22 protein-coding genes and 1 pseudogene are annotated in these 26,774 nt (G+C 63.7%); 14 read left to right on the top strand and 9 right to left on the bottom strand.

Annotation, left to right across the window (positions count from 1 at the left end):
* Positions 1–12 precede the first annotated feature (12 nt).
* From EJA05_RS22490 to EJA05_RS22460, 6 genes are all read left to right on the top strand, one after another.
* Positions 13–1,299, top strand: a complete 1,287-nt coding sequence (locus tag EJA05_RS22490; RefSeq protein ID WP_125860020.1) for an ABC transporter substrate-binding protein — start codon at positions 13–15, stop codon at positions 1,297–1,299.
* 144 nt (positions 1,300–1,443) lie between these two features.
* Complete coding sequence (locus EJA05_RS22480) at positions 1,444–2,352, top strand: carbohydrate ABC transporter permease (RefSeq protein WP_110993259.1); 909 nt, start codon at positions 1,444–1,446, stop codon at positions 2,350–2,352.
* The gene (locus EJA05_RS22475; RefSeq protein WP_125860016.1) at positions 2,345–3,190 is read left to right on the top strand and encodes a carbohydrate ABC transporter permease; all 846 of its coding nucleotides are present in this window, start codon (positions 2,345–2,347) and stop codon (positions 3,188–3,190) included. The genes EJA05_RS22480 and EJA05_RS22475 overlap by 8 nt, the downstream gene beginning before the upstream one ends.
* A 3-nt stretch (positions 3,191–3,193) precedes the next feature.
* Positions 3,194–4,342 (top strand): ABC transporter ATP-binding protein, encoded by a 1,149-nt coding sequence (locus tag EJA05_RS22470; protein WP_125860014.1) that lies wholly within the window; start codon positions 3,194–3,196, stop codon positions 4,340–4,342.
* 186 nt (positions 4,343–4,528) lie between these two features.
* A complete protein-coding gene (locus EJA05_RS22465) occupies positions 4,529–5,821 on the top strand; it encodes a carbohydrate porin (RefSeq protein ID WP_223811943.1) in 1,293 nt (430 codons plus the stop codon).
* Positions 5,822–5,940: 119 nt separating this feature from the next.
* Positions 5,941–6,795 (top strand): D-hexose-6-phosphate mutarotase, encoded by an 855-nt coding sequence (locus EJA05_RS22460; protein WP_125860010.1) that lies wholly within the window; start codon positions 5,941–5,943, stop codon positions 6,793–6,795.
* Here the strand turns inward: EJA05_RS22460 and hexR are convergent.
* Positions 6,788–7,651, bottom strand: coding sequence for a DNA-binding transcriptional regulator HexR (gene hexR / locus EJA05_RS22455; protein ID WP_178125804.1), 864 nt, complete (start codon positions 7,649–7,651; stop codon positions 6,788–6,790). The genes EJA05_RS22460 and hexR overlap by 8 nt on opposite strands.
* Positions 7,652–7,866: 215 nt before the next feature.
* Here hexR and zwf point away from each other — a divergent pair, with 215 nt between their 5' ends.
* From zwf to EJA05_RS22440, 3 genes are read left to right on the top strand one after another with little or no spacing between them, the layout of a single operon-like run.
* Complete coding sequence (gene zwf, locus EJA05_RS22450) at positions 7,867–9,336, top strand: glucose-6-phosphate dehydrogenase (protein ID WP_125860008.1); 1,470 nt, start codon at positions 7,867–7,869, stop codon at positions 9,334–9,336.
* The gene (pgl, locus tag EJA05_RS22445) at positions 9,323–10,036 is read left to right on the top strand and encodes a 6-phosphogluconolactonase (protein ID WP_125860006.1); all 714 of its coding nucleotides are present in this window, start codon (positions 9,323–9,325) and stop codon (positions 10,034–10,036) included. The genes zwf and pgl overlap by 14 nt, the downstream gene beginning before the upstream one ends.
* A gap of 17 nt (positions 10,037–10,053) precedes the next feature.
* Positions 10,054–10,728 (top strand): bifunctional 4-hydroxy-2-oxoglutarate aldolase/2-dehydro-3-deoxy-phosphogluconate aldolase, encoded by a 675-nt coding sequence (locus EJA05_RS22440; RefSeq protein WP_125465287.1) that lies wholly within the window; start codon positions 10,054–10,056, stop codon positions 10,726–10,728.
* A gap of 207 nt (positions 10,729–10,935) precedes the next feature.
* On the opposite strand, the gene EJA05_RS28900 is transcribed toward EJA05_RS22440, so the two are convergent.
* The 5 genes and pseudogenes from EJA05_RS28900 to xseA form a co-directional block, all read right to left on the bottom strand.
* The gene (locus tag EJA05_RS28900; protein ID WP_374046961.1) at positions 10,936–11,802 is read right to left on the bottom strand and encodes a methyl-accepting chemotaxis protein; all 867 of its coding nucleotides are present in this window, start codon (positions 11,800–11,802) and stop codon (positions 10,936–10,938) included.
* Positions 11,800–12,780: pseudogene (locus EJA05_RS28895) on the bottom strand (nitrate- and nitrite sensing domain-containing protein); the annotation flags it as partial. The gene EJA05_RS28900 and the pseudogene EJA05_RS28895, both read right to left, overlap by 3 nt.
* A gap of 520 nt (positions 12,781–13,300) precedes the next feature.
* On the bottom strand, positions 13,301–14,974 hold the full coding sequence (gene leuA, locus EJA05_RS22430) for a 2-isopropylmalate synthase (protein ID WP_125860002.1): 1,674 nt from the start codon (positions 14,972–14,974) through the stop codon (positions 13,301–13,303).
* Positions 14,975–15,387: 413 nt separating this feature from the next.
* The gene (locus tag EJA05_RS22420; RefSeq protein WP_125859998.1) at positions 15,388–16,215 is read right to left on the bottom strand and encodes a M23 family metallopeptidase; all 828 of its coding nucleotides are present in this window, start codon (positions 16,213–16,215) and stop codon (positions 15,388–15,390) included.
* A 3-nt stretch (positions 16,216–16,218) separates the two neighbouring features.
* A complete protein-coding gene (gene xseA / locus EJA05_RS22415) occupies positions 16,219–17,598 on the bottom strand; it encodes an exodeoxyribonuclease VII large subunit (protein ID WP_125859996.1) in 1,380 nt (459 codons plus the stop codon).
* Between the two features lie 138 nt (positions 17,599–17,736).
* On the opposite strand from xseA, the gene EJA05_RS22410 reads away from it, so the two are divergent.
* Positions 17,737–18,501 (top strand): N-acetylmuramoyl-L-alanine amidase, encoded by a 765-nt coding sequence (locus EJA05_RS22410; protein WP_125859994.1) that lies wholly within the window; start codon positions 17,737–17,739, stop codon positions 18,499–18,501.
* Here the strand turns inward: EJA05_RS22410 and EJA05_RS22405 are convergent.
* Positions 18,489–19,388 (bottom strand): LysR family transcriptional regulator, encoded by a 900-nt coding sequence (locus EJA05_RS22405; protein ID WP_125859992.1) that lies wholly within the window; start codon positions 19,386–19,388, stop codon positions 18,489–18,491. The two genes, EJA05_RS22410 and EJA05_RS22405, sit on opposite strands and share 13 nt — an antisense overlap.
* A 97-nt stretch (positions 19,389–19,485) precedes the next feature.
* On the opposite strand from EJA05_RS22405, the gene EJA05_RS22400 reads away from it, so the two are divergent.
* The 4 genes from EJA05_RS22400 to guaA all read left to right on the top strand — a co-directional run bounded on the left by EJA05_RS22400 (position 19,486) and on the right by guaA (position 24,163).
* Positions 19,486–20,241 (top strand): sulfite exporter TauE/SafE family protein, encoded by a 756-nt coding sequence (locus EJA05_RS22400; RefSeq protein WP_125859990.1) that lies wholly within the window; start codon positions 19,486–19,488, stop codon positions 20,239–20,241.
* Between the two features lie 46 nt (positions 20,242–20,287).
* Entirely contained in the window at positions 20,288–20,842 is a 555-nt protein-coding gene (locus EJA05_RS22395) for a sugar ABC transporter ATPase (protein ID WP_125859988.1), read from the top strand.
* Positions 20,843–20,989: 147 nt separating this feature from the next.
* Positions 20,990–22,459 carry an IMP dehydrogenase gene (gene guaB / locus EJA05_RS22390; RefSeq protein WP_125465273.1) on the top strand — a complete coding sequence of 490 codons (1,470 nt, stop codon included), beginning with the start codon at positions 20,990–20,992 and terminating at the stop codon, positions 22,457–22,459.
* Positions 22,460–22,585: 126 nt separating this feature from the next.
* Entirely contained in the window at positions 22,586–24,163 is a 1,578-nt protein-coding gene (gene guaA, locus EJA05_RS22385) for a glutamine-hydrolyzing GMP synthase (protein WP_125859986.1), read from the top strand.
* Between the two features lie 45 nt (positions 24,164–24,208).
* Here guaA and EJA05_RS22380 read toward each other — a convergent pair whose 3' ends face one another.
* Both EJA05_RS22380 and EJA05_RS22375 read right to left on the bottom strand, forming a co-directional pair.
* Positions 24,209–24,682, bottom strand: coding sequence for an OsmC family protein (locus tag EJA05_RS22380; RefSeq protein ID WP_125859984.1), 474 nt, complete (start codon positions 24,680–24,682; stop codon positions 24,209–24,211).
* A gap of 44 nt (positions 24,683–24,726) precedes the next feature.
* On the bottom strand, positions 24,727–26,607 hold the full coding sequence (locus EJA05_RS22375) for a sulfatase-like hydrolase/transferase (RefSeq protein ID WP_125859982.1): 1,881 nt from the start codon (positions 26,605–26,607) through the stop codon (positions 24,727–24,729).
* Between the last annotated feature and the right edge of the window lie 167 nt (positions 26,608–26,774).

Raw genomic sequence — 26,774 nt, 5'->3', positions numbered from 1 at the left:
AAGGTATTCCCCATGCATTCGACGCTTCGTCTCGCCGCCGCGATCTCGTTCGCTTCCCTGTACGCCCTCAGTGCCCATGCCGCCGATACCAAAGGCAGCGTGGAGGTGGTCCATTGGTGGACTTCCGGCGGTGAAAAAGCCGCCGTGGATGTGCTCAAGGCTCAGGTCGAAAAAGACGGTTTCATCTGGAAGGACGGCGCGGTTGCCGGCGGCGGCGGTGCCACCGCCATGACCGTGCTCAAGAGCCGCGCAGTGGCCGGCAACCCGCCCGGCGTGGCGCAGATCAAGGGGCCGGATATCCAGGACTGGGCGTCCACCGGATTGCTCGATGCCGATGTGTTGAAGGACGTTGCCAAGCAAGAGAAGTGGGACAGTCTGCTCGACAAGAAAGTCGCCGACACCGTGAAGTACGACGGTGACTACGTGGCCGTGCCGGTGAACATCCACCGCATCAACTGGCTGTGGATCAACCCCGAGGTGTTCAAGAAGGCCGGGATCGACAAGGCCCCAACCACCCTCGATGAATTCTACACAGCAGGCGACAAGCTCAAGGCCGCCGGTTTCATCCCGCTTGCCCACGGTGGCCAGCCATGGCAGGACAGCACCGTGTTCGAGAGCGTGGTGCTCTCGGTGATGGGCGTGGAGGGTTACAAGAAGGCCCTGGTCGACCTCGATGAAAAAGCCCTGACCGGCCCCGAGATGGTCAAGGCGCTGACCGAACTGAAGAAGGTCGCCACCTACATGGACCCCGACGGCAAGGGCCAGGACTGGAACCTGGAAGCCGCCAAGGTCATCAACGGCAAGGCCGGTATGCAGATCATGGGTGACTGGGCCAAGAGCGAGTGGACCCTGGCCAGGAAAACCGCCGGCAAGGACTACCAGTGCGTAGCGTTCCCCGGCACCGACAAGGCCTTCCTCTACAACATCGATTCGCTGGTGGTGTTCAAGCAGAAGGATGCCGGCACCGCGGCGGGCCAGCAGGACATTGCCCGCAAGGTGCTGGGCGAGGACTTCCAGAAGGTGTTCAGCACCAACAAGGGCTCGATCCCGGTGCGCAACGACATGCTCGCCGACATGGGCAAGTACGGCTTCGACGCCTGCGCCCAGACCTCCGCCAAGGACTTCCTGGCCGACGCCAAGAGTGGCGGCCTGCAGCCGAGCATGGCGCACAACATGGCCACCACGCTGGCCGTGCAAGGGGCGTTCTTCGATGTGGTGACCAACTACATCAACGACCCCAAGGCTGAGCCTGCCGATGCGGCGAAGAAACTCTACGCCGCAGTCAAAGCCGCCCAATAGCCAACGCCGAGGCTGGCGAGATCCCTGTGGGAGCGGGTTTACCCGCGAACACCGGCATAGCCGGTGCCAGGCACCGCAGTGTCTGCTTCGCGGGTAAACCCGCTCCCACAGGTGATGTATTGCCCCTTCTTCAGGTGTGAAACCATGACTACAGCAACCGCCCGCCTGCGGGCCTCACCCCTGGACGCGCTCCAGCGCTGGCTGCCAAAACTGGTACTGGCGCCGAGCATGTTCATCATCCTGGTGGGGTTCTACGGCTACATCCTGTGGACCTTCGTCCTCTCGTTCACCACCTCGACCTTCCTGCCCACCTACAAATGGGCCGGGCTTGCGCAATACGCACGGCTGTTCGACAACGACCGCTGGTGGGTGGCGAGCAAGAACCTGCTGCTGTTCGGCGGCCTGTTCATCGCCATCACCCTGGCCATCGGCGTGTTCCTTGCCGTGCTGCTGGACCAGCGCATTCGCCGTGAGGGCTTTATCCGCACGATCTACCTCTACCCCATGGCGCTGTCGATGATCGTCACCGGCACCGCCTGGAAGTGGCTGCTCAACCCCGGGATGGGCCTGGACAAGCTGCTGCGCGACTGGGGCTGGGAGGGCTTTCGCCTGGACTGGCTGATCGACCCGGACCGGGTGGTCTACTGCCTGGTGATCGCCGCGGTGTGGCAGGCCTCGGGCTTCATCATGGCGATGTTCCTCGCCGGCCTGCGCGGGGTCGACCAGTCGATCATCCGCGCCGCGCAACTGGATGGCGCCAGCCTGCCGCGCATCTACTGGACGGTGGTGCTGCCCAGCCTGCGCCCGGTGTTCTTCAGTTCACTGATGATCCTGGCGCACATCGCCATCAAGAGCTTCGACCTAGTCGCGGCCATGACCGCCGGCGGCCCCGGCTATTCCTCCGACCTGCCGGCGATGTTCATGTACGCCTTCACCTTCAGCCGCGGGCAGATGGGCATGGGCTCGGCCAGTGCGATCCTGATGCTCGGCGCCATCCTGGCGATCATCGTCCCCTACCTGTACTCGGAGCTGCGGGGTAAACGCCATGAATAGCCGCCTCGACAAACCCGCATTGAGCCTCAGCCGCATCGCCATCCATGCCGTGCTGCTGCTTGCCGTGCTGCTGTACCTGGTGCCGCTGGTGGTGATGCTGTTGACCAGCTTCAAGACCCCCGAAGACATCAGCACCGGCAACCTGCTGAGCTGGCCGACGGTGTTCACCGGCATCGGCTGGGCCAAGGCCTGGGCCACGGTCAACGGCTACTTCGTCAACTCGGTGCTGATCACCGTGCCGGCGGTGCTGATCTCCACCACCCTCGGCGCGCTCAACGGCTACGTGCTGTCGATGTGGCGCTTCCGTGGCTCGCAGCTGTTCTTCGGCTTGCTTCTGTTCGGCTGCTTCCTGCCGTTCCAGACCGTGCTGCTGCCGGCCTCGTTCACCCTCGGCAAGCTCGGCCTGGCCAGCACCACCAGCGGCCTGGTGCTGGTGCACGTGGTGTACGGGCTGGCCTTCACCACGCTGTTCTTTCGCAACTACTACGTGAGCATCCCCGATGCCCTGGTCAAGGCTGCGCGCCTGGATGGCGCCGGGTTCTTCACCATCTTCGGGCGGATCATCCTGCCGATGTCGACACCGATCATCATGGTCTGCCTGATCTGGCAGTTCACCCAGATCTGGAACGACTTCCTGTTCGGCGTGGTGTTCTCAAGCGGCGATTCGCAACCGATCACCGTGGCCCTCAACAACCTGGTCAACACCAGCACCGGGGCCAAGGAATACAACGTCGACATGGCCGCGGCGATGATCGCCGGGCTGCCGACGCTGCTGGTCTACGTGATTGCGGGCAAGTATTTCGTGCGCGGGCTGACCGCCGGCGCGGTAAAGGGGTAAGTCATGGCAACGCTCGAACTTCGCAACGTGAACAAGACCTACGGCGCCGGTTTGCCGGACACGCTCAAGGACATCCAGCTGGCGATCAAGGACGGCGAGTTCCTGATCCTGGTCGGCCCCTCGGGCTGCGGCAAGTCCACCTTGATGAACTGCATCGCCGGCCTTGAGAACATCAGTGGCGGGGCGATCCTGATCGACGATGAAGACGTCAGCGGCATGAGCCCCAAGGATCGCGACATCGCCATGGTGTTCCAGTCCTACGCGCTGTACCCGACCATGAACGTGCGCGACAACATCGCGTTCGGCCTGAAGATCCGCAAACTGCCCCAGGCAGCCATCGACGAGGAGGTGGCGCGGGTCGCCAAGCTGCTGCAGATCGAGCACCTGCTCGGCCGCAAGCCAGGCCAGCTCTCCGGCGGCCAGCAGCAGCGCGTGGCCATGGGCCGGGCGCTGGCACGGCGGCCGAAGATCTACCTGTTCGACGAGCCGCTGTCGAACCTCGACGCGAAACTGCGGGTAGAGATGCGTACCGAGATCAAGCTGATGCATCAGCGCCTGAAGACCACCACGGTGTACGTCACCCACGATCAGATCGAGGCCATGACCCTGGGCGACAAGGTGGCGGTGATGAAGGACGGCCTGATCCAGCAGTTCGGCACGCCGCAGCAGATCTACAACGATCCGGCCAACCTGTTCGTCGCCAGCTTCATTGGTTCGCCGCCGATGAACTTCATCCCGGTGCGCCTGACCCGCCAGGACGGCCGGGTGCTGGCGCTGCTCGACAGTGGCCAGGCGCGCTGCGAACTGCCGCTGGGGGTGGAGGCCGATGTGCTGGACGGGCGCGAGGTCATCCTGGGTGTGCGCCCGGAGCAGATTTCGCTGGGGGACGCGCAAGGCAACGGCCTGCCGGGTATCCGCGCCGAAGTGCAGGTGACCGAGCCCACTGGGCCGGACCTGCTGGTGTTCGTCACCCTCAACCAGACCAAGGTTTGCTGCCGCCTGGCGCCGGATGTGGCGTGCCGGGTGGGCGACAGCCTGAACCTGCAGTTCGACCCGGCGCGGGTGCTGCTGTTCGACGCCGCCAGCGGCGAGCGGCTCGATCTGGCCGCTAGCGCCGTGAAGGACAACGTAACGCGCTTCAAGGGGCGTTGATGTGGGAGCGGGCTTGCCCCGCGATAGCGATGGATAGGCTGAAATCGCCATCGCGGGGCAAGACCGCTCCCACGGCCTGCAAGGGCTCGACCGTTAAACCGTTCTGTTAATAACAAGAAAAGAGGACGCAAAGGGATGGAACAGCGCAATCGCATCAGGACATTGGGCTCGCTGGCACTGCTGGCCATGGTTGGCAGCAGCGGGGCCCAGGCTGCCGAGGCTTTCTCGTCGGAATCGAAATGGATGACCGGCGACTGGGGTGGCACCCGCACCGAGCTGCTGGAAAAGGGTTATGACTTCACCCTCGACTACGTCGGCGAGGTGGCCGGCAACCTGCACGGTGGCTACAACGACGACAAGACTGCGCGCTACAGCGACCAGTTCGCCCTCGGCGCGCACCTGGACCTGGAAAAGATCTTCGGCTGGCACGATGCCGAGTTCAAACTGGCGATCACCGAACGCAGCGGCCGCAACCTGTCCAACGACCGCATCAGCGACCCACGCGCCGGGCAGTTCAGCTCGGTGCAGGAAGTCTGGGGCCGCGGCCAGACCTGGCGGCTGACGCAGATGTGGGTCAAGCAGAAGTACTTCGACGGTGCGCTGGACGTGAAAGTCGGCCGCTTCGGCGAAGGCGAAGACTTCAACAGCTTCCCCTGCGACTTCCAGAACCTGGCGTTCTGCGGCTCGCAGGTGGGCAACTGGGTGGGGGGCATCTGGTACAACTGGCCGGTCAGCCAGTGGGCCCTGCGGGTGAAATACAACATCACCCCGGAATTCTTCGTCCAGGTCGGTGCCTACGAGCAGAACCCTTCGAACCTGGAGACCGGCAACGGCTTCAAGCTCAGCGGCAGCGGCACCAAGGGCGCGATCCTGCCGGTGGAAGCGGTGTGGTCGCCCAAGGTCAACGGTCTGCCGGGCGAGTACCGTCTGGGCTACTACTACAGCACCGCCAAGGCCGACGATGTATATGACGACATCAACGGCAACCCGCAGGCATTGACCGGGCAGGACTTCAAGTCGCACTCCAGCAAGCATGGCTGGTGGGTGGTGGCGCAGCAGCAGGTGACTGCCCACGCCAGTGATGCCAGCCGTGGCCTGAGCCTGTTCGCCAACTTCACCGTGCACGACAAGGCCACCAACGTGGTCGACAACTATCAGCAGGTCGGCCTGGTGTACAAAGGCGCCTTCGACGCCCGGCCCAAGGACGATATCGGCTTCGGCGTGGCCCGTATCCATGTCAACGACGACGTGAAGAAACGCGCCGAGCTGCTCAACGCTCAGTCCGGCATTAGCGATTACGACAATCCAGGCTTCGTGCCGCTGCAGCGTACCGAGTACAACGCCGAGCTCTACTACGGCTTCCACGTCACCAATTGGCTGACCGTGCGGCCGAACCTGCAGTACATCAAGAGCCCGGGTGCGGTGGATGAGGTGGACAACGCGCTGGTCGCAGGGTTGAAGATTCAGTCGTCATTCTGAGACGAATTGTTGTAAATTTACGCCATCCATTTTCGGCCCTCCGCTAACCACTGGTCTGCAGTGGTTAGCGGGTACGGGCTGAGACAGCGCTATCTCGAACAACAAAAGAGCTTGGAACCATGGCAGAACATCCGCTACATCGCTTCTTCACCTCGCAACGGCCGAGGCCGACCTTCGAGTGGGAGCGTTACCAGCAGCGCGATGTGCTGATCATCGACCACCCTCGCTGCCAGGCGGTGTTCAGCCGCCAGGGCGGGCAATTGCTGCATTTCCAGCCCACCGGTGAAAAGCCCTGGCTGTGGTGCGCCGAACAGTGGCCGCAGGTTGGCGCCATCCGCGGTGGCGTGCCGGTGTGCTGGCCCTGGTATGGCCGCCACCCAAGCGAGGATCTGTGGCCGGCCCACGGCTGGGCACGGCTGCTGGACTGGAAGCTGGTGGACAGCCGTGAGGATGAGGAGGGCGTGACCTTGAAGTGGCGCCTGGACCTGTGCGACTGGCAGGTCGACCTGCATGCGCGCCTGGGCGCCAGCATGGAATTGAGCCTGAGTACCGAGCACCAGGACAGCGAGCCCTGCCAGTTGAGCCATGCGCTGCTGGCTTACTGGCGGATCAGTGACGTGTCGAAGATAGCGCTGTCTGGGCTTGAGGACATAGAAGGCTACGACCGCCTCAACCGCCAGGCGTGCCGCGAAGACGGCGCGTTGAAACTCAAGGGCGGTTGCCAGAAGGTCTACCCCGGCACGCCCAAGGTGCAGTTGCAGGACCCGGCCTGGCAGCGCGAGCTGTGCATCGACACCGGCGACAGCGACGACACCGTGGTCTGGCACCCGGGCAACCGACCGCTGATGGGCGTGAGCGGGCGCGAGTGCCAGGGTTTCGTCTGCGTCGAGGCGGCCAGCGGCAGCGATGAAGGCCTGAGCCTGAGGCCGGGTGAGCGTGCGCACCTGCGGCTGCAGGCGCACCGCCTCAGCTGAGGTCGTCGTCCTCGATCGGGTAGCGGCTGGCGTTGAGGCTTTCCTTGATCTTGCGCAGGTGCGGCTGGAAGTCCACGCCGCGGCGCAGGGTCATGCCGGTGGCGAGCACGTCGAGCACGGTGAGCTGGATGATTCGCGAGGTCATCGGCATATAGATGTCGGTGTCCTCCGGCAACGGGATGTGCAGGCTCAGGCTGCAGGCCTGGGCCAGGGGCGAGCCGGCGGCGGTCAGGCCGAGCACCGAGGCGCCGTTTTCCCGCGCCACGCGCGCCACCTCGACCAGTTCGCGGGTGCGCCCGGTGTAGGAGATGATCACGAACAGGTCGCCGGTGTGGGCCACCGAGGCCAGCATGCGCTGCATCAGCACATCGGCATGGGCCGACACGGCAAGGTTGAAGCGGAAGAACTTGTGTTGCGCATCGAGGGCCACCGGGGCGGAAGCGCCAAGGCCGAAGAAGTGGATCTGCCGGGCCTGGATCATCATGTCCACGGCGCGGCTGACCTGCTGTGGATCGAGTTGCTGGCAGGCGCTGTCGAGCGAGGCGATGGCGCTGCCAAAGATTTTCTGGGTGTAGGCCGCAGGATCGTCGTCGGCTTCCACCGCACGGCTGACGTAGGCCGCGCCGCTGGCCAGGCTCTGCGCCAGTTGCAGTTTGAGCTCGGGGTAGCCGTTGACGCCGAACGAGCGGCAGAAGCGGTTGACGGTCGGTTCGCTGACCGAGGCTGCCTGGGCCAGCGCGGCGATGCTGAAGCGGGTGGCTTGTTGCGGGTTGAGCAGGATGACTTCGGCGACTTTGCGTTCGGCCTTGTTCAACTCGTCCAGGCGGCCCTGGATCTGTTCCAGGAGGTTACGCACGCGGTCCATGGGGTGTCCTTGGTCGGCTCTAGGTGACAGCCGGCTGGCGGGGCAGCAGGCTTTTTGCAGTGTTGTGTATCCTACTGGCGGTGAGATTGTCACACCACTGGGTTGTAATAGATGTAGATAATGTTGTGGTTTTTACTACATTAGGCCTTGAAAACCCGCTTTGAAAGCGGTATTCCTAGCTCAACTTTAATAAAAGAACCAACATCATGGCTGCGATCAGTGTCGAACCTTGCACATTTGCCCTCTTTGGCGCCTTGGGCGACCTGGCATTGCGCAAGCTGTTTCCTGCGCTCTACCAGCTCGACCGTGCCAACCTGCTGCACCCGGACACCCGGCTGCTGGCCCTGGCCCGTGAGCCGGGCACCGCGCAGGAGCACCTGGGCACCATCGAGGCGCACCTGCGCCGCCACGTCCCCGACGCGGACATCGACGCCGTTGCCCTGGGCCGCTTCCTCGAACGCCTGAACTACCTGCATGTGGACTTCGTCCAGCCCGAGGATTACCAGGCCCTGGCTGAGCAAGCGCCTGGCGAGCTGCCACTGATCGCCTACTTCGCCACAGCCGCCGCAGTCTATGGGGCGATCTGCGAGAACCTCGACAAGGCCGGCCTGGCGCCACGCACCCGGGTGGTGCTGGAAAAGCCCATTGGCCACGACCTGGAGTCGTCGCGCCGGGTCAACGACGCCGTGGCGCGCTACTTCCCGGAAAACCGCGTCTATCGCATCGACCACTACCTGGGCAAAGAGACGGTGCAGAACCTGATTGCCCTGCGCTTTGCCAACAGCCTGTTCGAAACCCAGTGGAACCAGAATTCCATCTCCCACGTGGAGATCACCGTCGCCGAAAAGGTCGGTATCGAAGGCCGCTGGGGCTACTTCGACAAGGCCGGCCAACTGCGCGACATGATCCAGAACCACCTGTTGCAGCTGCTTTGCCTGATTGCCATGGACCCGCCCAGCGACCTTTCCGCCGACAGCATCCGCGACGAAAAGGTCAAGGTGCTCAAGGCCCTGGCGCCGATCACCGGAGAGGGCCTGAGCACTCGCGTGGTGCGTGGCCAGTACATCGCCGGCTACAGCGACGGCAAGCCGGTACCGGGCTACCTGGAAGAAGACAACGCCAACGCCCAGAGCGACACCGAAACCTTCGTCGCCCTGCGCGCCGACATCCGCAACTGGCGCTGGTCGGGCGTGCCGTTCTACCTGCGCACCGGCAAGCGCATGCCCGGCAAGCTGTCGCAGATCGTCATCCACTTCAAAGAGACGCCGCACTACATCTTTGCCCCGGAACAGCGCTTGCAGATCGGCAACAAGCTGATCATCCGCCTGCAGCCGGACGAAGGTATCTCGCTGCGGGTGATGACCAAGGAGCAGGGCCTGGACAAAGGCATGCAGCTGCGCAGTGGCCCGCTGCAACTGAATTTCTCCGACACCTGGCGCAGCGCGCGGATTCCTGATGCCTACGAGCGCTTGCTGCTGGAAGTGATGCGCGGCAACCAGAACCTGTTCGTGCGCAAGGACGAAATCGAATACGCCTGGAAATGGTGCGACCAGCTGATCGCCGGCTGGAAGACCAGCGGCGATGCCCCCAAGCCCTATGCGGCCGGTTCCTGGGGGCCCATGAGCTCGATTGCATTGATTACACGTGATGGGAGGGCCTGGTATGGCGATATCTGAACTGCAACTGCCGGCGAGCGTGAAGGCGCAAGCGCTGGCCGATTCGAACAGCCTGGCGGCGACCCTGGCCCATGACGTGGCCGAACGCCTGCGCCAGGCCATCGCCAGCAAGGGCCAGGCCTGTGTGGTGCTGTCCGGCGGGCGCAGCCCGGTACCGTTCCTCGAGCAGTTGGCTGCGCAAGTGCTGGACTGGTCGAAGGTGACCGTGAGCCTGGCCGACGAGCGTTGGGTGCCGGTGGAGCATGCCGACAGCAACGCAGGCTTGCTGGCCCGTCACTTGTTCAAGGGCGCGGCGGCCAAGGCACGCTTCATCGGCCTCTACCAGGCTGCCGCCAATCTGGAAGCCGCTGCCGAACAGGCCGACCAGGTACTGGCCGACTTGCCGCCGATCGATGTACTGGTGCTGGGCATGGGCGACGATGGCCACACCGCCTCGCTGTTCCCGGCCAGCCCCAACCTGCGCCAGGGCCTGGCCAAGGTGGGTGAGCGCCGCTGCCTGCCGATGCTGGCGCCCAGCGTGCCGCACCAGCGCCTGAGCATGACCCGCGCGCTGCTGGCCAGCGCCGGCTTCACTGCCCTGTCCGTGCAAGGGGCCGGCAAACTCGCTACCCTGCGCGCCGCGCTGGCGGGCAACGACCTTACCGAAATGCCGATTCGCGCTTTTCTTCACGACCCCCTGAGCATCTACTGGTGCCCATGAGCCAAGGATCCACAGTCATGACCACCCTCGAACGCCCACAGCCTTTGCTCTCGATGGCCGAGAAAGCCGAACGCATCGACGCGATCTGCGCCAAGGCGCGCATCCTGCCGGTGATCACCATCGCCCGCGAGCAAGACATCCTGCCGCTGGCCGACGCTCTGGCCGCCGGTGGCATCCGCACCCTGGAAGTGACCTTGCGCTCGGCGCTGGGCCTGAAGGCCATCCAGGTGCTGCGCGAGCAGCGCCCGGAGCTGTGCGTCGGTGCCGGTACCGTGCTTGACCGCAGCATGTTCGCCGCCGTGCAGGCCGCAGGCGCGCAGTTCGTCGTCACCCCTGGCATTACCCAGGACATTCTCGAGGCCGGCGTGGACAGCGACATCCCGTTGCTGCCCGGCATCAGCACGCCGTCCGAGATCATGATGGGTTACGCCCTGGGTTACCGGCGCTTCAAGCTGTTCCCGGCCGAGATCAGCGGCGGCGTGGCGGCGATCAAGGCCTTCGCCGGCCCGTTCGGCGATATCCGCTTCTGCCCCACCGGCGGGGTGAACCCGGCCAACGTACGCAACTACATGGCACTGCCCAATGTGATGTGCGTGGGTGGCACCTGGATGCTCGACAGCAGCTGGATCAAGAACGGCGACTGGGCCCGTATCGAGGCGTGCAGCGCCGAGGCGATGGCGCTGCTGGACTGACCGATTTCGTTGTGTGCTACACGGCTTGTGGGGCGCTTGGTCGGCGCCCCTTTTTTTTGCCTGCGGATTATGTAGAGCCTGCCTTGGTTCAATCGCCGGCAAGCCGGCTCCCACCCCGACCGCATTGGCCTCAAGCCCAGTATCGTACCTGTGGGAGCCGGCTTGCCGGCGATAGGGCCGTGGCAGGCAACGAAAGGATCGAGGCCGTCATGCCAGGCGGAAGCGGCTGACCAGTTGCTGTTGATGCTCTGCCAGGCGGGCCAGCTCCTGGCTGGTCACCGCAGTCTGCTGAGCGCCTGCACTGACCTGTATCACCAGGTCATTGATTGCGTTGACGTTGCGGTTGATGTCTTCGGACACCGCGCTCTGCTCTTCGGCAGCAGAGGCGATCTGGATGTTGCGGTCGCTGATGCGGGCGACGCCCTCGGTGATAGACGCCAGCAGCTCGCCTGCGCGGCCGATGCGGCTAGCGCCGGACTGCGCCTTGCCCAAGGTTTCCAGCATGGAACTGCTGGCCCGATCAGAGCCGGCCTGCAGGTTGCTGATCATCTGCTGGATATTGCCGGTCGATTCCTGGGTGCGCTGTGCCAGGGTGCGCACTTCCGAGGCCACCACGGCGAAGCCGCGACCGTGGTCGCCGGCGCGGGCGGCTTCGATGGCGGCATTCAGGGCCAACAGGTTGGTCTGCTCGGCGATACCCCGGATCACGTCCAGTACCGATGAAATCGCATCGCTTTCCTGCTTCAGCTCATTGATCAGGTTGGCGGTCTGTTCGGCCTGGGACGACAGCTCGCGGATCAGTTCGATGGTGCCTTCGACTTCGGCCTGGCCCTGGCTGGTGCTGGTGTGAATCTGCTGGGACAGATTGGCCGCGTCGTTGGTGCTGTGTGCCACTTCACGCACCGTGGCGCTCATCTCGTTGATCGCGGTGGCCACCAGCTCGGTGCTCTGGCGTTGCTGTTCGACACTGCGGCTGGTCTGCAGGGTCACCGCTGAGGACTCTTCAGCGGCGGTGGCGACCTGGGCGGTGGCGCTGCCGATCTCGCGGACGATTTCGCCGAGTTCGTCGGCCATGCGGTTGAGGTTGTCGGCGATCTGGCCGAACTCGTCCTTGCTGCGGTAACCGCTGCGCGCGGTAAGGTCGCGGCGAGCGAGGCCATCGAGGGCGCTGTTGATGTCCTGCACCGCCTTGCCGATGCTGTGGATGATCATCCACGACAGCAGGGCTACGAGGGCCAGCGCCAGGAGCGCGCCGCCGAGCGTCAGCCACAGGGCTTGGCTGGCGTTGCCATGGGCGTTGGCGGCAAGTTTGCCGACGCGCTCGGCCAGGGCCTGCTCGACCTCGCTCATCTGGTCGATGCGCTGGGTCGAAATGTCGAACCAGGCTTCCGGTTTGATCCCCAGCGCCTGGCCCAGCGGCACCTCGAAGGCCAGGCGTTGCAGCCTGCTCACTTCATTGGCGGCAGGCGATTGTTGGCGGGCCTGGAACTGGCTCAGCAGTTCAGCTGACGCCTTGCGCTGGAACCCGTCGGCATAGGCGGAAAACTCACCGAGGTTGCGGCTGAAGCGCGACAGCAGAGTAGCGTCGAAGTGATCTTGATTGAATGCCAGGCCAAGGATGACCCGCTCACGGCCGGCCCGCTCTTTCAGCTCGATGAACTGATTGAGTGCACTCAGCGCATGAACCACGGCAGTGTTGTTGACGCGTTTTTCCAGTGAGTGGGTATAGCCGATCAATTGCTGGATCATCTCGGTATAGCGGGTGCCGGATACAGTGCTGTCAATCGACAACTGGCTCACCTGCTGGCGCAGCTCGGTAATCGCCTGCAAGGTGCCGAGTAACTTGGCGATGTCGCTGTCATTGGCTGTCGGCAAGCGTCGGACCGCTTCGATGGCGGCGCTGCTTTCTTCGCGGATTTGCCCCAGGCGGTTGCCCATGGCCGTGCCGCGGCTGCCGATGAACACCCCGCTCGCACCGCGTTCACGCTGCAGGCTGGTGATCAACACGCTCAGCGATTGCGCCGTGCTGCTGGCGCTTACGGTGCTTTCCATGTCGCGCAAGGTTCGATAATTATCGAGCAGGTAAACACTGCTCAGTAGTAGGAAACCGAGTAAGGGAAATATCAGTATCAACAACAGCTTCAGGCGAAGCGGGGCATTGGTCAGCATGCGTCTGGCCTCTGGGAAGTGGGCAGTAGGTTAATAGGCGAATGCCGCTGCTGTTGTTGTTTGATGGCTCGCTGCCACTATTTTACTTTTATTGTGTTGCACTAATAAAGAGTAAGTAGCGACAGGTTTTGACTAATGAAAATGCACTTATTTAGTTCAAGTAATAAAGTATTGATCCATATCAGTGCATCAGCGACTTAATAAGCTTTGATCGGGGGTTGTAAAGCAGGCTGCCTGCATTGTGCTTCCCTGTAGGCAGCCGGCTGCGCCGCTTGATCCAAGGCATCCTGCAAATTTTTCGCCATGGCGAAATGACGGCGTTGTCTGACGCACCTTGCTGGATATTCCGGGCATAAAAAAACCCGCATCCGAGGATGCGGGTTTGCAGGCGAGCAGGGCGGGTTTACGCCGCCTTGGCTTCCTGCTGGCTCAGGGAGCGGTTCAGCGCGCTGAACAGTGCCTTGAAGCTTGCGGTGGTGATGTTCTCGTCGATGCCCACGCCGTGCACCGGGCGACCGCCGGCAACGCGCAGCTCGATGTAGGCCGCGGCTTTGGCGTTGGTGCCGGCGCCGATGGCGTGCTCGTTGTAGTCCATGATTTCCACGGCCACCGGCAGGCCGGCCACCAAGGCTTCCAGGGCGCCATTGCCCTTGCCGCGCCAGTGCAGGGTGGTTTCGCCTTCACCGGCAACTTCCACTTCCACGGCGCTGTTGCCGTTCTCTTCCTGCAGGCGGTGGCTGACCAACGCGTACGGCGCATTGGCTTGCAGGTATTCCTTTTGCAGCAGGGTGTAAATCTGCTTGGCGGTCATTTCCAGGCCCAGGCGGTCGGTCTCGCCTTGGACCACCTGGCTGAACTCGATCTGCATGCGGCGCGGCAGGCTGATGCCGTACTCCTGCTCGAGCAGGTAGGTGATGCCGCCCTTGCCCGACTGGCTGTTGACGCGGATCACCGCCTCGTAGCTGCGGCCGATGTCGGCCGGGTCGATCGGCAGGTATGGCACTTCCCACAATTCGCCTTCCTGCTGCTTGGCGAAGCCTTTGCGGATGGCATCCTGGTGCGAGCCGGAGAAGGCGGTGTGGACCAGGTCGCCGACGTACGGGTGACGTGGGTGCACCGGCAACTGGTTGCACTCTTCGACGACCTTGCGCACGCCGTCGATGTCGGAGAAGTCCAGCTGTGGGTCGATGCCCTGGGTGTAGAGGTTCAACGCCAGGGTCACCAGGTCGACGTTGCCGGTGCGCTCGCCGTTGCCGAACAGGCAGCCTTCGGCACGGTCGGCGCCGGCCATCAGGCCCAACTCGGTGGCGGCGATGCCGGTGCCACGGTCGTTGTGGCAGTGCAGGCTGATGATCACGCTGTCGCGGCGGCTGACATTGCGGCAGAACCATTCGATCTGGTCGGCGTAGATGTTCGGCGTGGCGACTTCGACGGTGGCCGGCAGGTTGAGGATGACCTTGTGCTCAGGGGTCGGGTTCCACACCTCGATCACCGCGTCGCACACCTCTTTGGCGAATTCCAGCTCGGTGGCGCTGAAGGTCTCTGGCGAGTACTGGAAGGTCCAGTGGGTTTCCGGCTGCTGGGCGGCGTATTTGACGAACAGCTTGGCAGCGTTGACCGCGATGTCCTTGACGCCCTGCTTGTCCTGGTTGAAGACGATGCGGCGGAACGACGGGCAAGTGGCGTTGTACAGGTGGACGATGGCCTTCTTGGCGCCGCGCAGGGATTCGAAGGTGCGGGCGATCAGGTCTTCACGGGCTTGAGTGAGCACCTGGATGGTGGTGTCGTCCGGGATGTGGCCGTCTTCGATCAGAGTGCGCACGAAGTCGAAGTCGGTTTGCGACGCGGACGGGAACGAGGCTTCGATTTCCTTCACGCCGACCTGCACCAGGGTCTTCCAGAAACGCAGCTTCTTCTCCGAATCCATCGGCTCGATCAGCGACTGGTTGCCATCACGCAGGTCGGAGCTGCACCAGATCGGCGCCTGGGTGATGGTTTTCGACGGCCAGGTGCGGTCGGGCAGGTCGATGGTCGGGAAGGCGCGGTATTTCTTCGAAGGGTCTTTGAGCATGGTCATGGAAGCAATCCTTTTATGTGCGGCCGAAATCGGGCCTGCCAAACGATAACGAGATGAAAAGGCGAGGCGACGCGATTCAACCTGGTAGTCGTGCACTGACCAGGCAGAGGCTGCGATGTTGTCGGAGAAGGATGAGGGTGCTGAAGGTTTTCATGTGCTCAACCCTAACCAGTGGGGTGGGGGATGGCAAGGCTTCAGAAAAAATTGAGAGGAATGCTTAAAAAAACAGGATTTGCGAGATTTTATGGCTGGTTGTTGTTTGTTTTGTTTGTGTCGTTGCGCAGTATTTTTGGATGGCGCAAGACATGGGCTCTGCGGGTGGCAGTGCTGGCCTCTTCGCGGGTAAACCCGCTCCCACAGGTGTCACTGTGCCTGTGGGAGCGGGTTTACCCGCGAATGGGGGGATGCCGATTTCAGGGTTGGAACGCACCAATGAAAATCGCCGGATCGACCCGCGCATCATTGAGGCTGACGTTCCAGTGCATGTGCGGCCCGGTGGCGCGCCCGGTCGAGCCCACTCGCCCGACCACTTCGCCACGGCGCAGCACCTGGCCTGGCTTAACGTCGATCTTCGACATGTGGCAGAACATGCTGATGAAACCTTGGCCATGGTCGACGAACACCGTGCGGCCATTGAAGAAGTAATCGCCCACCAGGATCACCTTGCCATTAGCCGGGGTCTTGATCGGCGTGCCGGCGGGCACGGCGAAGTCCAGCCCGGCGTGGGGGTTGCGCTCTTCGCCATTGAAGAAACGGCGCACGCCGAACTTGCTCGACAGCGGGCCATTGACCGGCTTGTCGAGGATCAGATTGCTCGGCAGCATGGGGCTGAAGCTGCGGTAGGCCTTTACTTGCTCGGCCAGTTCGCGCTCGATGCGCTTGAGGTCGTCGGGCTCGGGGTTGACCTGGCGCTTGTTCTTCAGGGTGATGTGCTGTTCGGGGTACTTCTTGCTGCCGACGGTGAAGGGCAGGGTGCGGCCGCCCTGGGTGAGCACGGCGTTGCCGGGCTTTTGCGTCAGCGGGATGCCGACGATGGCCAGCCAGGTGTCCTGCTCCTTGATCACCAGCACCGGCTTGCCATCGAAGCGCGCGCTCGGGGCGCTGGCCGAAGGGCCAAGGTCGACCACCGCGACGCCGCCGGGCACCGGCTTGTCGAGGGTGCGGGTGATGTAGCTGGCCTGGGCAGCGGTGACCGGCAGCAGCAGGAACAGGGCAAGCAGGGGAGCGAGCAGGCGAGGCATGTGTCAGTCCAGTAGCGAAAGGGTGACCGGAGTCTGGTGGTTGTCCTCGACCCGCACCTTGAGCTCGCCTTCGTTGAGGCGGGCGGTCAGGCGCTGGCCGTTGTGGGTCTGGGCGGCGCTGCGAATGGCCTGGCCGCGTTCGTCGAGCAGGATGCTGTAGCCACGGGCCAGGGTCGCCAGCGGGCTGACCACCTGCAGGGTCTGCAGTTGCGCCTGGAAGCGCTGGCGACGGTCCTTGAGCACTTCGCGCATGGCCCGTGGCAGGCGTTCGCCAAGGCTGTCCAGGCGTTGCTTGAGCAGCTTCAGCGAACGGCCTGGGTGTTGCGCGGCCAGGCGGGTGTCGAGACGGCCCAGGCGCTCGTGGCGGCGTTGCAGGCTGAGCATGAAGGCGCGGCGCATGCGCATGTCCAGGTCATCCAGGCGCTGTGCCTGCTGGCGCAGGCGCTCGCCCGGGTGGCGCAGGCGCCGGGCCAGGCCATCGACGCGCAGGCGGTCGTGGGCCAGGCGGTTCTGGATGCGCAGCAACAGGCGCCGCTGCAGGCTGTCGAGGCGCTGCTGCAGGCCGCTGCTGTCGGGAGCCAGTAGTTCGGCGGCCGCCGACGGGGTGGGGGCGCGCACGTCGGCGACGAAGTCGCTGATCGACACGTCGGTTTCATGGCCCACGGCACTGACGATAGGCGTCACGCACGCCGCCACGGCGCGAGCCACGGCTTCTTCGTTGAAGCACCAGAGGTCTTCCAGCGAGCCACCGCCACGGGCCAGGATCAGCGCATCGAAACCCTGGCGGTCGGCCAGCTGCAGGGCGCGGACGATCTGCCCGATGGCCTCGCGGCCCTGCACTGCGGTGGGGATCAGGTTCAGCTCGACCTGCGGCGCACGGCGGCCGAACACGCTGATGATGTCGCGGATCACAGCGCCGGTGGGCGAGGTGATGATGCCGATGCGTTGCGGATGCACCGGCAAGGCTTTTTTGCGCTCGGTGCTGAACAGGCCTTCGGCGCCGAGTTTTTCCTTAAGGGCCTCGAAGGCCAGGCGCAGGGCGCCGTCACCGGCCGGTTCGACGGTGTCGAGGATCAGTTGGTAGTCGCCACGGCCTTCGAACAGCGAGACTTTGCCGCGCACCTTGACCGCCAGGCCGTCGCGCAGCGCCTGGCGCACGCGCAGGGCGTTCTGGCGGAACAGCGCGCAGCGGATCTGTGCGCCGCTGTCCTTGAGGGTGAAATACAGGTGGCCGGATGCCGGGCGGGCGAGGTTGGAAATCTCGCCTTCCACCCAGACGCTGCGGAACACGTCCTCGAGCAGCACGCGGGCGCGGCCGTTGAGTTGGCTGACGGTGAGGACCTCGCGGTCCAGGCCGAGTCGTTCGAAAGGGTCTCTGATCATGCCGGGCATCATAAAGGAGCCGTCGCGCGGATGCACTGTGCCGGCTGCTGGCACGCCCAACCTTGGGAGCATTTCCGGCTGCCGGCCCCGACACCCGGCGATGCAGTCTGGGCGCCTGACTCCATGAGGAGATCCGCCATGTACCCCATAGACGCCCACACCTACCGCTCCAAGGCTTCCAACCGACGGGTGCGATTCCTCGTGCTGCATTACACAGCCGTCAATTTCAACGGCTCGATCAATGCGCTGGTCAACGGCACTCAGGTCAGCGCCCATTACCTGGTGCCCGACCCGTCCGATCCGAGCTTCGCGAGAGCAGGTTTTGACGCCATGCGCACCTTCAGCCTCGTCGACGAGAACGAGCGTGCCTGGCACGCAGGTGTCAGCGGCTGGGCAGGACGCAGCAACCTGAACGATACGTCGATCGGCATCGAGATCGTCAACCAGGCGTCGGTGAGCAACGGCCAGCTCATGTTCCCGCCCTATCACCCCCAGCAGGTGGAAGCCTTGATCCAACTTTGCCAGGCGATCCTGCAGCGCTATCCGGACATCACGCCGACCCAGGTGGTCGGCCATAGCGACATTGCCATTGGCCGCAAGAGCGACCCTGGCGCCGCTTTCCCCTGGCAGGCCCTGCACCAGGCCGGTATCGGTGCCTGGTACGACGAGGCACGCAAGGCGCACTACCAGCAGCGGTTTGCGGGTTGCCTGCCGCAGCTCGAGGTCGTCCTCGACAAGCTGCGTACGTACGGGTACAGCTTCCCGACCAGCCCCGGTCCGGCCCAGGTGCGAGCCTTGCTCAGGGCGTTCCAGCTGCATTTCCGGCCGGGCAACTTTGACGGTGTGCTGGATGCCGAGACCGCGGCGATCGCCTTTGCGCTGGCGGAGCGCTACATGCCCTGATCGCCCTGTGGCGAGCGCAGGCTGTCCAGCAGCTTTCTCGACAGCGCTCCCGCGTCGCGTCGGCAGGCCAGGGCCACGGTGCTCTGGCAGGCCTCGGCCAGCGGCACGAAGGTGACCGAGGGCGGGGCAATCTCGCGCATGCTCAGGGGCAGCAACGCCACCCCGAACCCGGCCTGGATCAGCTGCAGTTGCGTGGTCTTGCGCGACACCACCTGCGCCGCCTGGGGGAAGAATCCCTCGTTCATGCACAACGACGCCGACAGGTAGCTCAACCCGCCGCGCTGACGATGGGGTATGGAAATGAAGCGTTCCTCGCGCAGTTGCCCCAGCCGAACACTGCCGACCGTGGCCAGTGGGTGGCTTGCCGCCAGCGCCAGCAGCAGGGGCTCGTCGAACAGTGCATGCAGCTCCACGCCCTCGTGCTGACGCAGCACCGGCAGGCGCAGCAGGCCGATCTCCAGGCGGCCTTCGGCGATGTCTTCCAGTTGCGCCTCCGACGATTGCTGGGCGATCTCCAGGGAGACGCCGGGGTTGTCCTCGAGGTAGCTGCCGAGGCGCTGCAGCAGCTGCCCTGTCAGCGGCACGGTACTGGAGTGGTTCAGCCGCAGGTTGCCGCGCAGGCCCTGGCCCACCTCGCGGGCCAGGCGTTCGGCCTTGTCCAGGTCGGCCAGCAGGCGTCGGGCGCGGTCGAGGAAGGCCAGCCCAGCGGCGGTCAGCCGTGGCTGGCGGGCGGTACGTTCGAACAGCGCGGACCCCAGGTGCAGCTCCAGTTCCTTGATCTGACGGCTGAGTGCCGACTGGGCGATGTACAGCCGCTCGGCGGCGGCACTGAAACTGCCGGCCTCGGCGATTTCGACGAAATAGCGCAGTTGGCGAATCGAGGTCATGTCATGCCTTTTTCAGATGGCTCATGGCGTAAAGGCATATTAGTCGGCATGGCTTGTCGCTGGCTAACCTTCTGGGGTCTCCCGAGGAACTGCCGCAATGCTCGCTCAACTTTCGTTTTCCATGCTCGACTGGCTACCCATTCTGCTCGGTGTGGGGGTGGCCTATATCGTCTTCGGCATCGCCGGCTTCGGCACTGCGCTGGTCGCCGGCCCCGTGCTGATCCATTTCATGCCATTGTCGCGGATCGTTCCGTTGCTGGTGCTGCTGGACTTCGTCGCCGCCTTCGGCAACTTGCTGCCGTCGCGGCGCGACGTGGTGCGCGGCGAACTGCTGAGGCTGCTGCCGTTCATGGGCGTGGGCTGCACGCTGGGCGTGGTGTTCCTGCTGCGCCTGAAGTCGGATGTGCTGCTGTTGCTGATGGGGCTGTTCGTCACCGCTTACGCGGTCTACGGCCTGGCGGTGAAGGTGAGGCCGGCGAGGCTGTCGGGCGCCTGGGCGGTGCCCATGGGCACGGTGGGTGGATTGTTCGGCGCCATGTTCGGCAGTGGTGGTTTTTTATACGCGATCTACCTCAGCGCACGGCTGGAGGCCAAGGAGCAGGTGCGGGCGACCCAGAGCGCATTGATTAGTTGCAGCACGGTGGTACGCCTGTCGCTGTTCCTGATCGCCGGTGTGTATGCCGATACCAGCCTGCTGTTGCTGGCCGCCTGCCTGCTACCGGTGATGTTCCTCGGGCTGTGGGTTGGCAGGCGGTTGACCCTGAAGTTGTCCCGCGAAGCCTTCGTGCGCCTGGTCACCTGGCTGGTGCTGGCCAGCGGCCTGGCGTTGATCGGTCGCTACCTGGGCGCGTGAGCGGTAGAATTGCGCCATTACCGCAGTCCGCAGGCGCGTTTCGTTCATGAACACCCAAAGCATCATCGTCCCCAAACTGTCCACCGTGCCGTCCCACGAAGCCCGCTCAAGGGCCATCCTGCGCTGGCTGGTGCGCGAGAAGATCGTCGAGGAGCAGCTGACCACCTGTGGGCGTACCGGCAACCGAATGGGCCATGCCCTGGCCGAGGGCGCGCGCAAGGTGGCCCTGCACCCGGAGAAACTGCCCTTCGGCGAGCAGGTCAACGGCCTTGAGGTGGTGCTCAAGCGGTGCATCTACACCCCCACCGACGGTTTCCTCGAAGAAGCTGGCTGCCCGGAGTGCCGGCGCGAGGTCGGCGAGCCGCTGTTCGAGAGCCTGGAGGAGTGGACACCGGGGGTGAGCGACAACTTCACCTGCCCGTTGTGCGGCTTCGAGGACGACATTAATGGCTTTCTTTACCTGCAGCCATGTGCCTTTTCCAACCTGGGGTTCATCTTCAACAACTGGGGCGAGGCCGGGTTTACCCAGGCCTTCCTCGACAGCTTTGCCGACTGGCTCGATCAGCCGGTGGCGGTGGTACAAGTCAGCTGCAAGCTTTAAGCCGCAAGCATCAAGCATGCGCGCTTTGTCCAGACGCTGATTCTTGTAGCTTGCCGCTTGTAACTTGAAGCTTGAATTGCATTGAGCGGCGCGCCGTGGATGAGTATAATGGCGCGCTTCCATTTTTCCCTCCCGGGAGCCCCCGCGATGCTGCGTATCAGCCAAGAAGCCCTGACTTTCGACGATATCCTCCTTGTACCAGGTTATTCCGAGGTACTGCCCAATGAAGTCAGTCTCAAGACCCGTTTGACTCGTGGCATCGAGCTGAACATTCCCCTTGTTTCCGCTGCCATGGATACCGTGACCGAAGCGCGTCTGGCCATCGCCATGGCCCAGGAAGGCGGCATCGGCATCATCCACAAGAACATGACCATCGAGCAGCAGGCCGGCGAAGTGCGCAAGGTCAAGAAGTTCGAGGCTGGCGTGGTCAAGGACCCGATCACCATCGACGCCGACGCCACCGTGCGCGACCTGTTCGACCTGACCCGCCTGAACAACATCTCGGGTGTTCCGGTGCTGGCCAACGGCGACCTGGTAGGCATCGTCACCTCCCGTGACGTGCGCTTCGAAACCCGCCTGGACGCCAAGGTCCGCGACGTGATGACGCCTAAAGAGCGCCTGGTCACCGTGCGCGAAGGCGCCGACAAGAACGAAGTCCGCGAGCTGCTGCACAAGCACCGTCTGGAAAAAGTCCTGATCGTCGACGACAAGTTCGCGCTCAAGGGCATGATGACCGTCAAGGACATCGAAAAAGCCAAGGCCTACCCACTGGCGAGCAAGGACGACCAGGGTCGCCTGCGCGTCGGCGCTGCCGTCGGCACCGGCAAGGACACCGGCGAGCGCGTTGCCGCCCTGGTTGCTGCCGGCGTTGACGTGGTGGTGGTCGACACCGCCCACGGTCACTCCAAAGGCGTGATCGACCGCGTACGTTGGGTGAAAGAAACCTACCCGCAAGTGCAGGTGATCGGCGGCAACATCGCCACCGGCGCTGCTGCCAAGGCCCTGGCCGAAGCCGGCGCCGACGCCGTCAAGGTCGGTATCGGCCCAGGCTCGATCTGCACCACCCGTATCGTTGCCGGTGTCGGCGTGCCGCAGATCAGCGCCATCGCCAACGTCGCCGCTGCGCTGGAAGGCACCGGTGTGCCACTGATCGCCGACGGCGGCATCCGCTTCTCCGGTGACCTGTCCAAGGCCATCGTTGCCGGTGCTTCCTGCGTGATGATGGGTTCGATGTTCGCCGGTACCGAAGAAGCCCCGGGTGAAGTCGAGCTGTTCCAGGGCCGTTCTTACAAGGCTTACCGCGGCATGGGCTCGCTGGGTGCCATGGCGCAGGCGCAAGGCTCCTCCGACCGTTACTTCCAGGACTCCTCGGCCGGTGCCGAGAAGCTTGTTCCCGAGGGGATCGAAGGCCGCGTGCCATACAAAGGCGCCCTGTCGGCGATCATCCACCAGCTGATGGGCGGCCTGCGTTCGTCCATGGGCTACACCGGCAGCGCGACCATCGAAGAGATGCGTACCAAGCCGGAGTTCGTGCGCATCACCGGTGCCGGCATGGCCGAGTCCCACGTGCATGACGTGCAGATCACCAAAGAAGCCCCTAACTACCGGGTCGGCTAACGCCTCCAGCGGTAAGCGACAAGCTTCAAGCTACAAGCGGTAGTTGCCCTTCTGCAACTACCGCGTTTTCCCCGATCAACTTGCAGCTTGCGGCTTGAAGCATGCAGCTGCATCAGAGATTGAGTCATGGCCCTCGACATTCACGCTCACCGCATCCTGATCCTCGATTTCGGTTCCCAGTACACCCAGCTGATCGCCCGCCGCGTGCGCGAAATCGGCGTGTACTGCGAGCTGCACCCGTTCGACATGGACGATGAAGCGATCCGCGAATTCAACCCGCGCGGCATCATCCTCGCTGGCGGCCCCGAGTCGGTCCACGAAGCCAACAGCCCGCGCGCGCCACAGGCCGTGTTCGACCTGAAAGTGCCGGTGCTGGGCATCTGCTACGGCATGCAGACCATGGCCGAACAGATGGGTGGCAAGGTCGAAGGTTCCGAGCTGCGCGAGTTCGGCTATGCCCGCGTTGACGTGGTTGGCAAGAGCCGCCTGCTCGACGGTATCGAAGACCACGTCGACGATGACGGCGTACTGGGCCTGGACGTGTGGATGAGCCACGGCGACAAGGTCACCCAGATGCCAGGCAACTTCAGCGTGCTGGCCAGCACCCCGAGCTGCCCGATCGCCGGCATGTACGACGATGCCCTGGGCTACTACGGCGTGCAGTTCCACCCGGAAGTGACCCACACCAAGCAGGGCGGCCGCATCCTCTCGCGCTTCGTCCAGGACATCTGTGGCTGCGAAGCCCTGTGGACCCCGTCGAACATCGTCGAAGACGCCATCGCCCAGGTGCGTGAGCAGGTCGGTTCGGCCAACGTCCTGCTGGGCCTGTCCGGCGGCGTCGACTCTTCCGTGGTTGCCGCGCTGCTGCACCGCGCCATTGGCGACCAGCTGACCTGCGTATTCGTCGACAACGGCCTGCTGCGTCTGCACGAAGGCGACCAGGTGATGGCCATGTTCAAGGAGAACATGGGCGTCAAGGTGATCCGCGCCGACGCCGAGAAGCAGTTCCTCGACAACCTGGAAGGCGAAGCGGACCCGGAGAAGAAGCGCAAGATCATCGGCCGCACCTTCATCGACGTGTTCGATGCCGAAGCCAGCAAACTGGACAACATCCAGTTCCTCGCCCAGGGCACCATCTACCCCGACGTGATCGAGTCGGCTGGCGCCAAGAGCGGCAAGGCCCACGTGATCAAGTCGCACCACAACGTCGGTGGCCTGCCGGAGGAGATGAACCTCAAGCTGGTCGAGCCGCTGCGTGAACTGTTCAAGGACGAAGTGCGCAAGATCGGCCTGGAGCTGGGCCTGCCGTACGACATGGTCTACCGCCACCCGTTCCCGGGCCCGGGCCTGGGCGTGCGTATCCTCGGTGAAGTGAAGAAGGAATACGCCGACATCCTGCGTCGCGCCGACCACATCTTCATCGAAGAACTGCGCAAGGCCGACTGGTACCACAAGACCAGCCAGGCCTTCGTGGTGTTCCAGCCGGTCAAATCGGTGGGTGTCGTCGGCGATGGCCGTCGCTACGCCTGGGTCGTGGCGCTGCGCGCTGTCGAGACCGTGGACTTCATGACCGCACGTTGGGCGCACCTGCCGTACGAGCTGCTGGAAACCGTCAGCGGCCGCATCATCAACGAAATCGCCGGTATCTCCCGCGTCACCTACGACGTGTCGAGCAAGCCGCCTGCCACTATCGAGTGGGAATAAGTTGAGCCACAAGGGCGCCGCAAGGCGCCCTTGTCGTATCTGGCCTCAGCCCGCGTGGTCGATCACCGCCTCACAACGCACCGGGAAGTTCACCGAGTTGGCGATGAAGCATTCGTGATGGGCGTCTTCATGCAGGCGCAGGGCGACTTGCGGATCCGAATCGTTGCTCACCACCACCTGCGGGCGCAGCACGATCTCCGTGAAATGCCCCTTGCGTTCGCCATCGCCTTCGACCATTCGGCCCTCTGGGTTGTCGACGTACGCCAGCACATTCACGTTGTTCACCGCGCACAGGTGCAGGTACCACAGCTTGTGGCAGGCTGATACCGAGGCGAGCAGCAGGTCTTCGGGGTTCCAGCGGCTGCGGTCGCCACGAAAAGCCGGGTCGGCCGAGCCGGGCAGCGCTGGCTTGCCCTGGGCCTCGACACTGAAGTCCCGTTGGTAAGCGGTATAACTGGTGGTGCCCTGGCCGGTGTTGCCGGTCCAGTTCACGGTCAGCGCGTAGGTATGCTCTTTCATGACCCCCTCCTTGTGAGTGCGTATGGCCGGAGGATAATTGCACATCACTCGCCTGGCTTGGGGTCTTTTGCAAACAGCGCCTTCTGGTACGCGTCGTAGGACAGCAGGCGGTTCTTCAGGGTCGTGAACGCGTCGCCTTCGACCGGCTGAGGGTTCTTTTCCTGTGGGTCGTCCTCAAGGTGGTAGCGCACCAGGGTATCCGGGCTGTATTCGTAGATGTACTTGTACGGGTGCTCCACCAGTGCCGAGGACAGCTGGTCGAAGAACGTCGACATGTAGAACACCCGCTTGCCGTGGTCCCTGAGCAAGCTGATGCCTTGCACGTTGAACGGCGCGTCGGCCACCGCGAAGAAATCGGCAATGGTGGGGGCGATGTCGGTCTGCTGGCTGGTGGTCGAGATCGGCTTGGCCAGGGTCTTGCCCTTGGCCCAGAAAATCAGCGGCACGGTCACTTCTTCTTCGTGCATGGACGAGTTGTGAATGAACAGCCCGTGTTCGCCGAACGACTCGCCATGGTCGCCCACCAGCACGAACAGGGTGGAGTCGAGCAGGCCCGCCTTGTCGTACCCCTCGAGCATTTGCCCGATCAGGGTGTCGGTGGTCTCGATGCAGGTTTCGTACTTTTCCAGCGCTGATTGCGAGGCGGACGTGCCCGTGCAGTCGTAGGGGTAATGCGCGGCGCTTGGGAAGTACAACGCGATAAACCCTTTGCCGGTTTTGCTGATGGCCTGCAGGTGGGGAATGCTGGATGTGTACAGCAGCTCGTCGCTGTCGCCAAAGCTGCTGTTGTTCTGCGCCAGTGTGTTGGCGGGCGCGATGTCGGCGACGGCATAGGCCTTGGCAACACCGATGGACTTGAGGAAACCGTCCATGTTTTCGAACTGCAGGAAGAGTGAGCTGAAGGCGACGGCCTGCATGTTGTTTTTCTGCTGCAGTTCATGGATCACGCCGGGCTGGTGCAGGGGCATCGCCTCTTTGATTTCAACGCCGGGGTAGGCGTGCTGCCCGGTGAAGATCGAGTAGTAGCCCTTGGATGAATGGGGCACCGTCACATACGACTTGAACAGCATGCCCTCGCGCGCAAGCCTGTCGAAGGTGGGGTAGCGCTGGGCGGTGTTGACCTCGGTGCCGAAAATGCTGTTCCAGCGCACCGACTCCATGACGATGTACACCAGGTTCTTGAAGTCTGCCGCGGGCGCGCTGTCGAGTTTGGGTAGGGTGTTGATGGCCGACACGGGGTAAGCGGGTTGTTCGAAGGGCAGCAGGTTGGGGTGCAGGCTCGCATTCACCTGGGTGGCGTTCTGCAGGGCTGAGACCAGCGAGCGGGTGACGATGTTCTCGTTCAGGTCATAGCGGGCGTCCTTGGCGAAGATCGCCCCCAGCAGCAGGCCGCACAGCAACACGACCAAACCCAGCGTGCGTGCCCTAGCCGGCGCGGCAGGAGGGCGCTTGAACGCCTGGTAGGTGGCCAGGCCCACCAGCCCCCAAGCGGCCAGGTAAGCCAGGCACAGAACGAACACGATGAAGCGGAAGGTCAGGCCAAAGCCTGCCAGCTGGTTGAGGAACACCGGCGCCCCTGACGTCAGGTTGCTGGCATTCTCGAGGCTGTACTGGATCAGCGACCAGTCCAGCGGTTTGAGCCAGAGCTCCCTGACGCGCATGTCGATGAGCAACAGGAGCAGCAGGGCGCCGGCCAGGAACGCGACCAGGAAGAAACTGTACTTGCGCCTGCGCAACGTGGTGATGGCAAGCAGGTAGACCAGTGCCGCCAAAAGCAGGTCCTGCAGCAGGTACAGGGCGATGCTGGACGGGCTGGTGTCGATCCAGCGATTGGCGAAGTAGCCGATCAGGATGATCTTCGGCACCAGCAACAGGGATAAGGCGAGCAGTAGGGCGATGTGCAGCGGCCAAGTCCTTTTCCACATGGTTTCAAGCCCCAGTTCGTCGAAGGGATGCAATATGCTCAACGGGCGTTGGGCAGGCCGTCGCTGGCAGGCCTCGATTGCAAGAACTTAAGCAGCCGGCCCAGAACTGCGCAAGGTCGACGAGCCGTCGTGAGGCTGGTGCCCGACTCGGAGGACGGGTACGACAA

The organism is Pseudomonas oryziphila (assembly GCF_003940825.1).
GTDB lineage: Bacteria > Pseudomonadota > Gammaproteobacteria > Pseudomonadales > Pseudomonadaceae > Aquipseudomonas > Aquipseudomonas sichuanensis.
The sequence above is the reverse complement of the archived record's forward strand: the minus strand, read 5'-3'. Positions and strand labels throughout refer to the sequence as shown.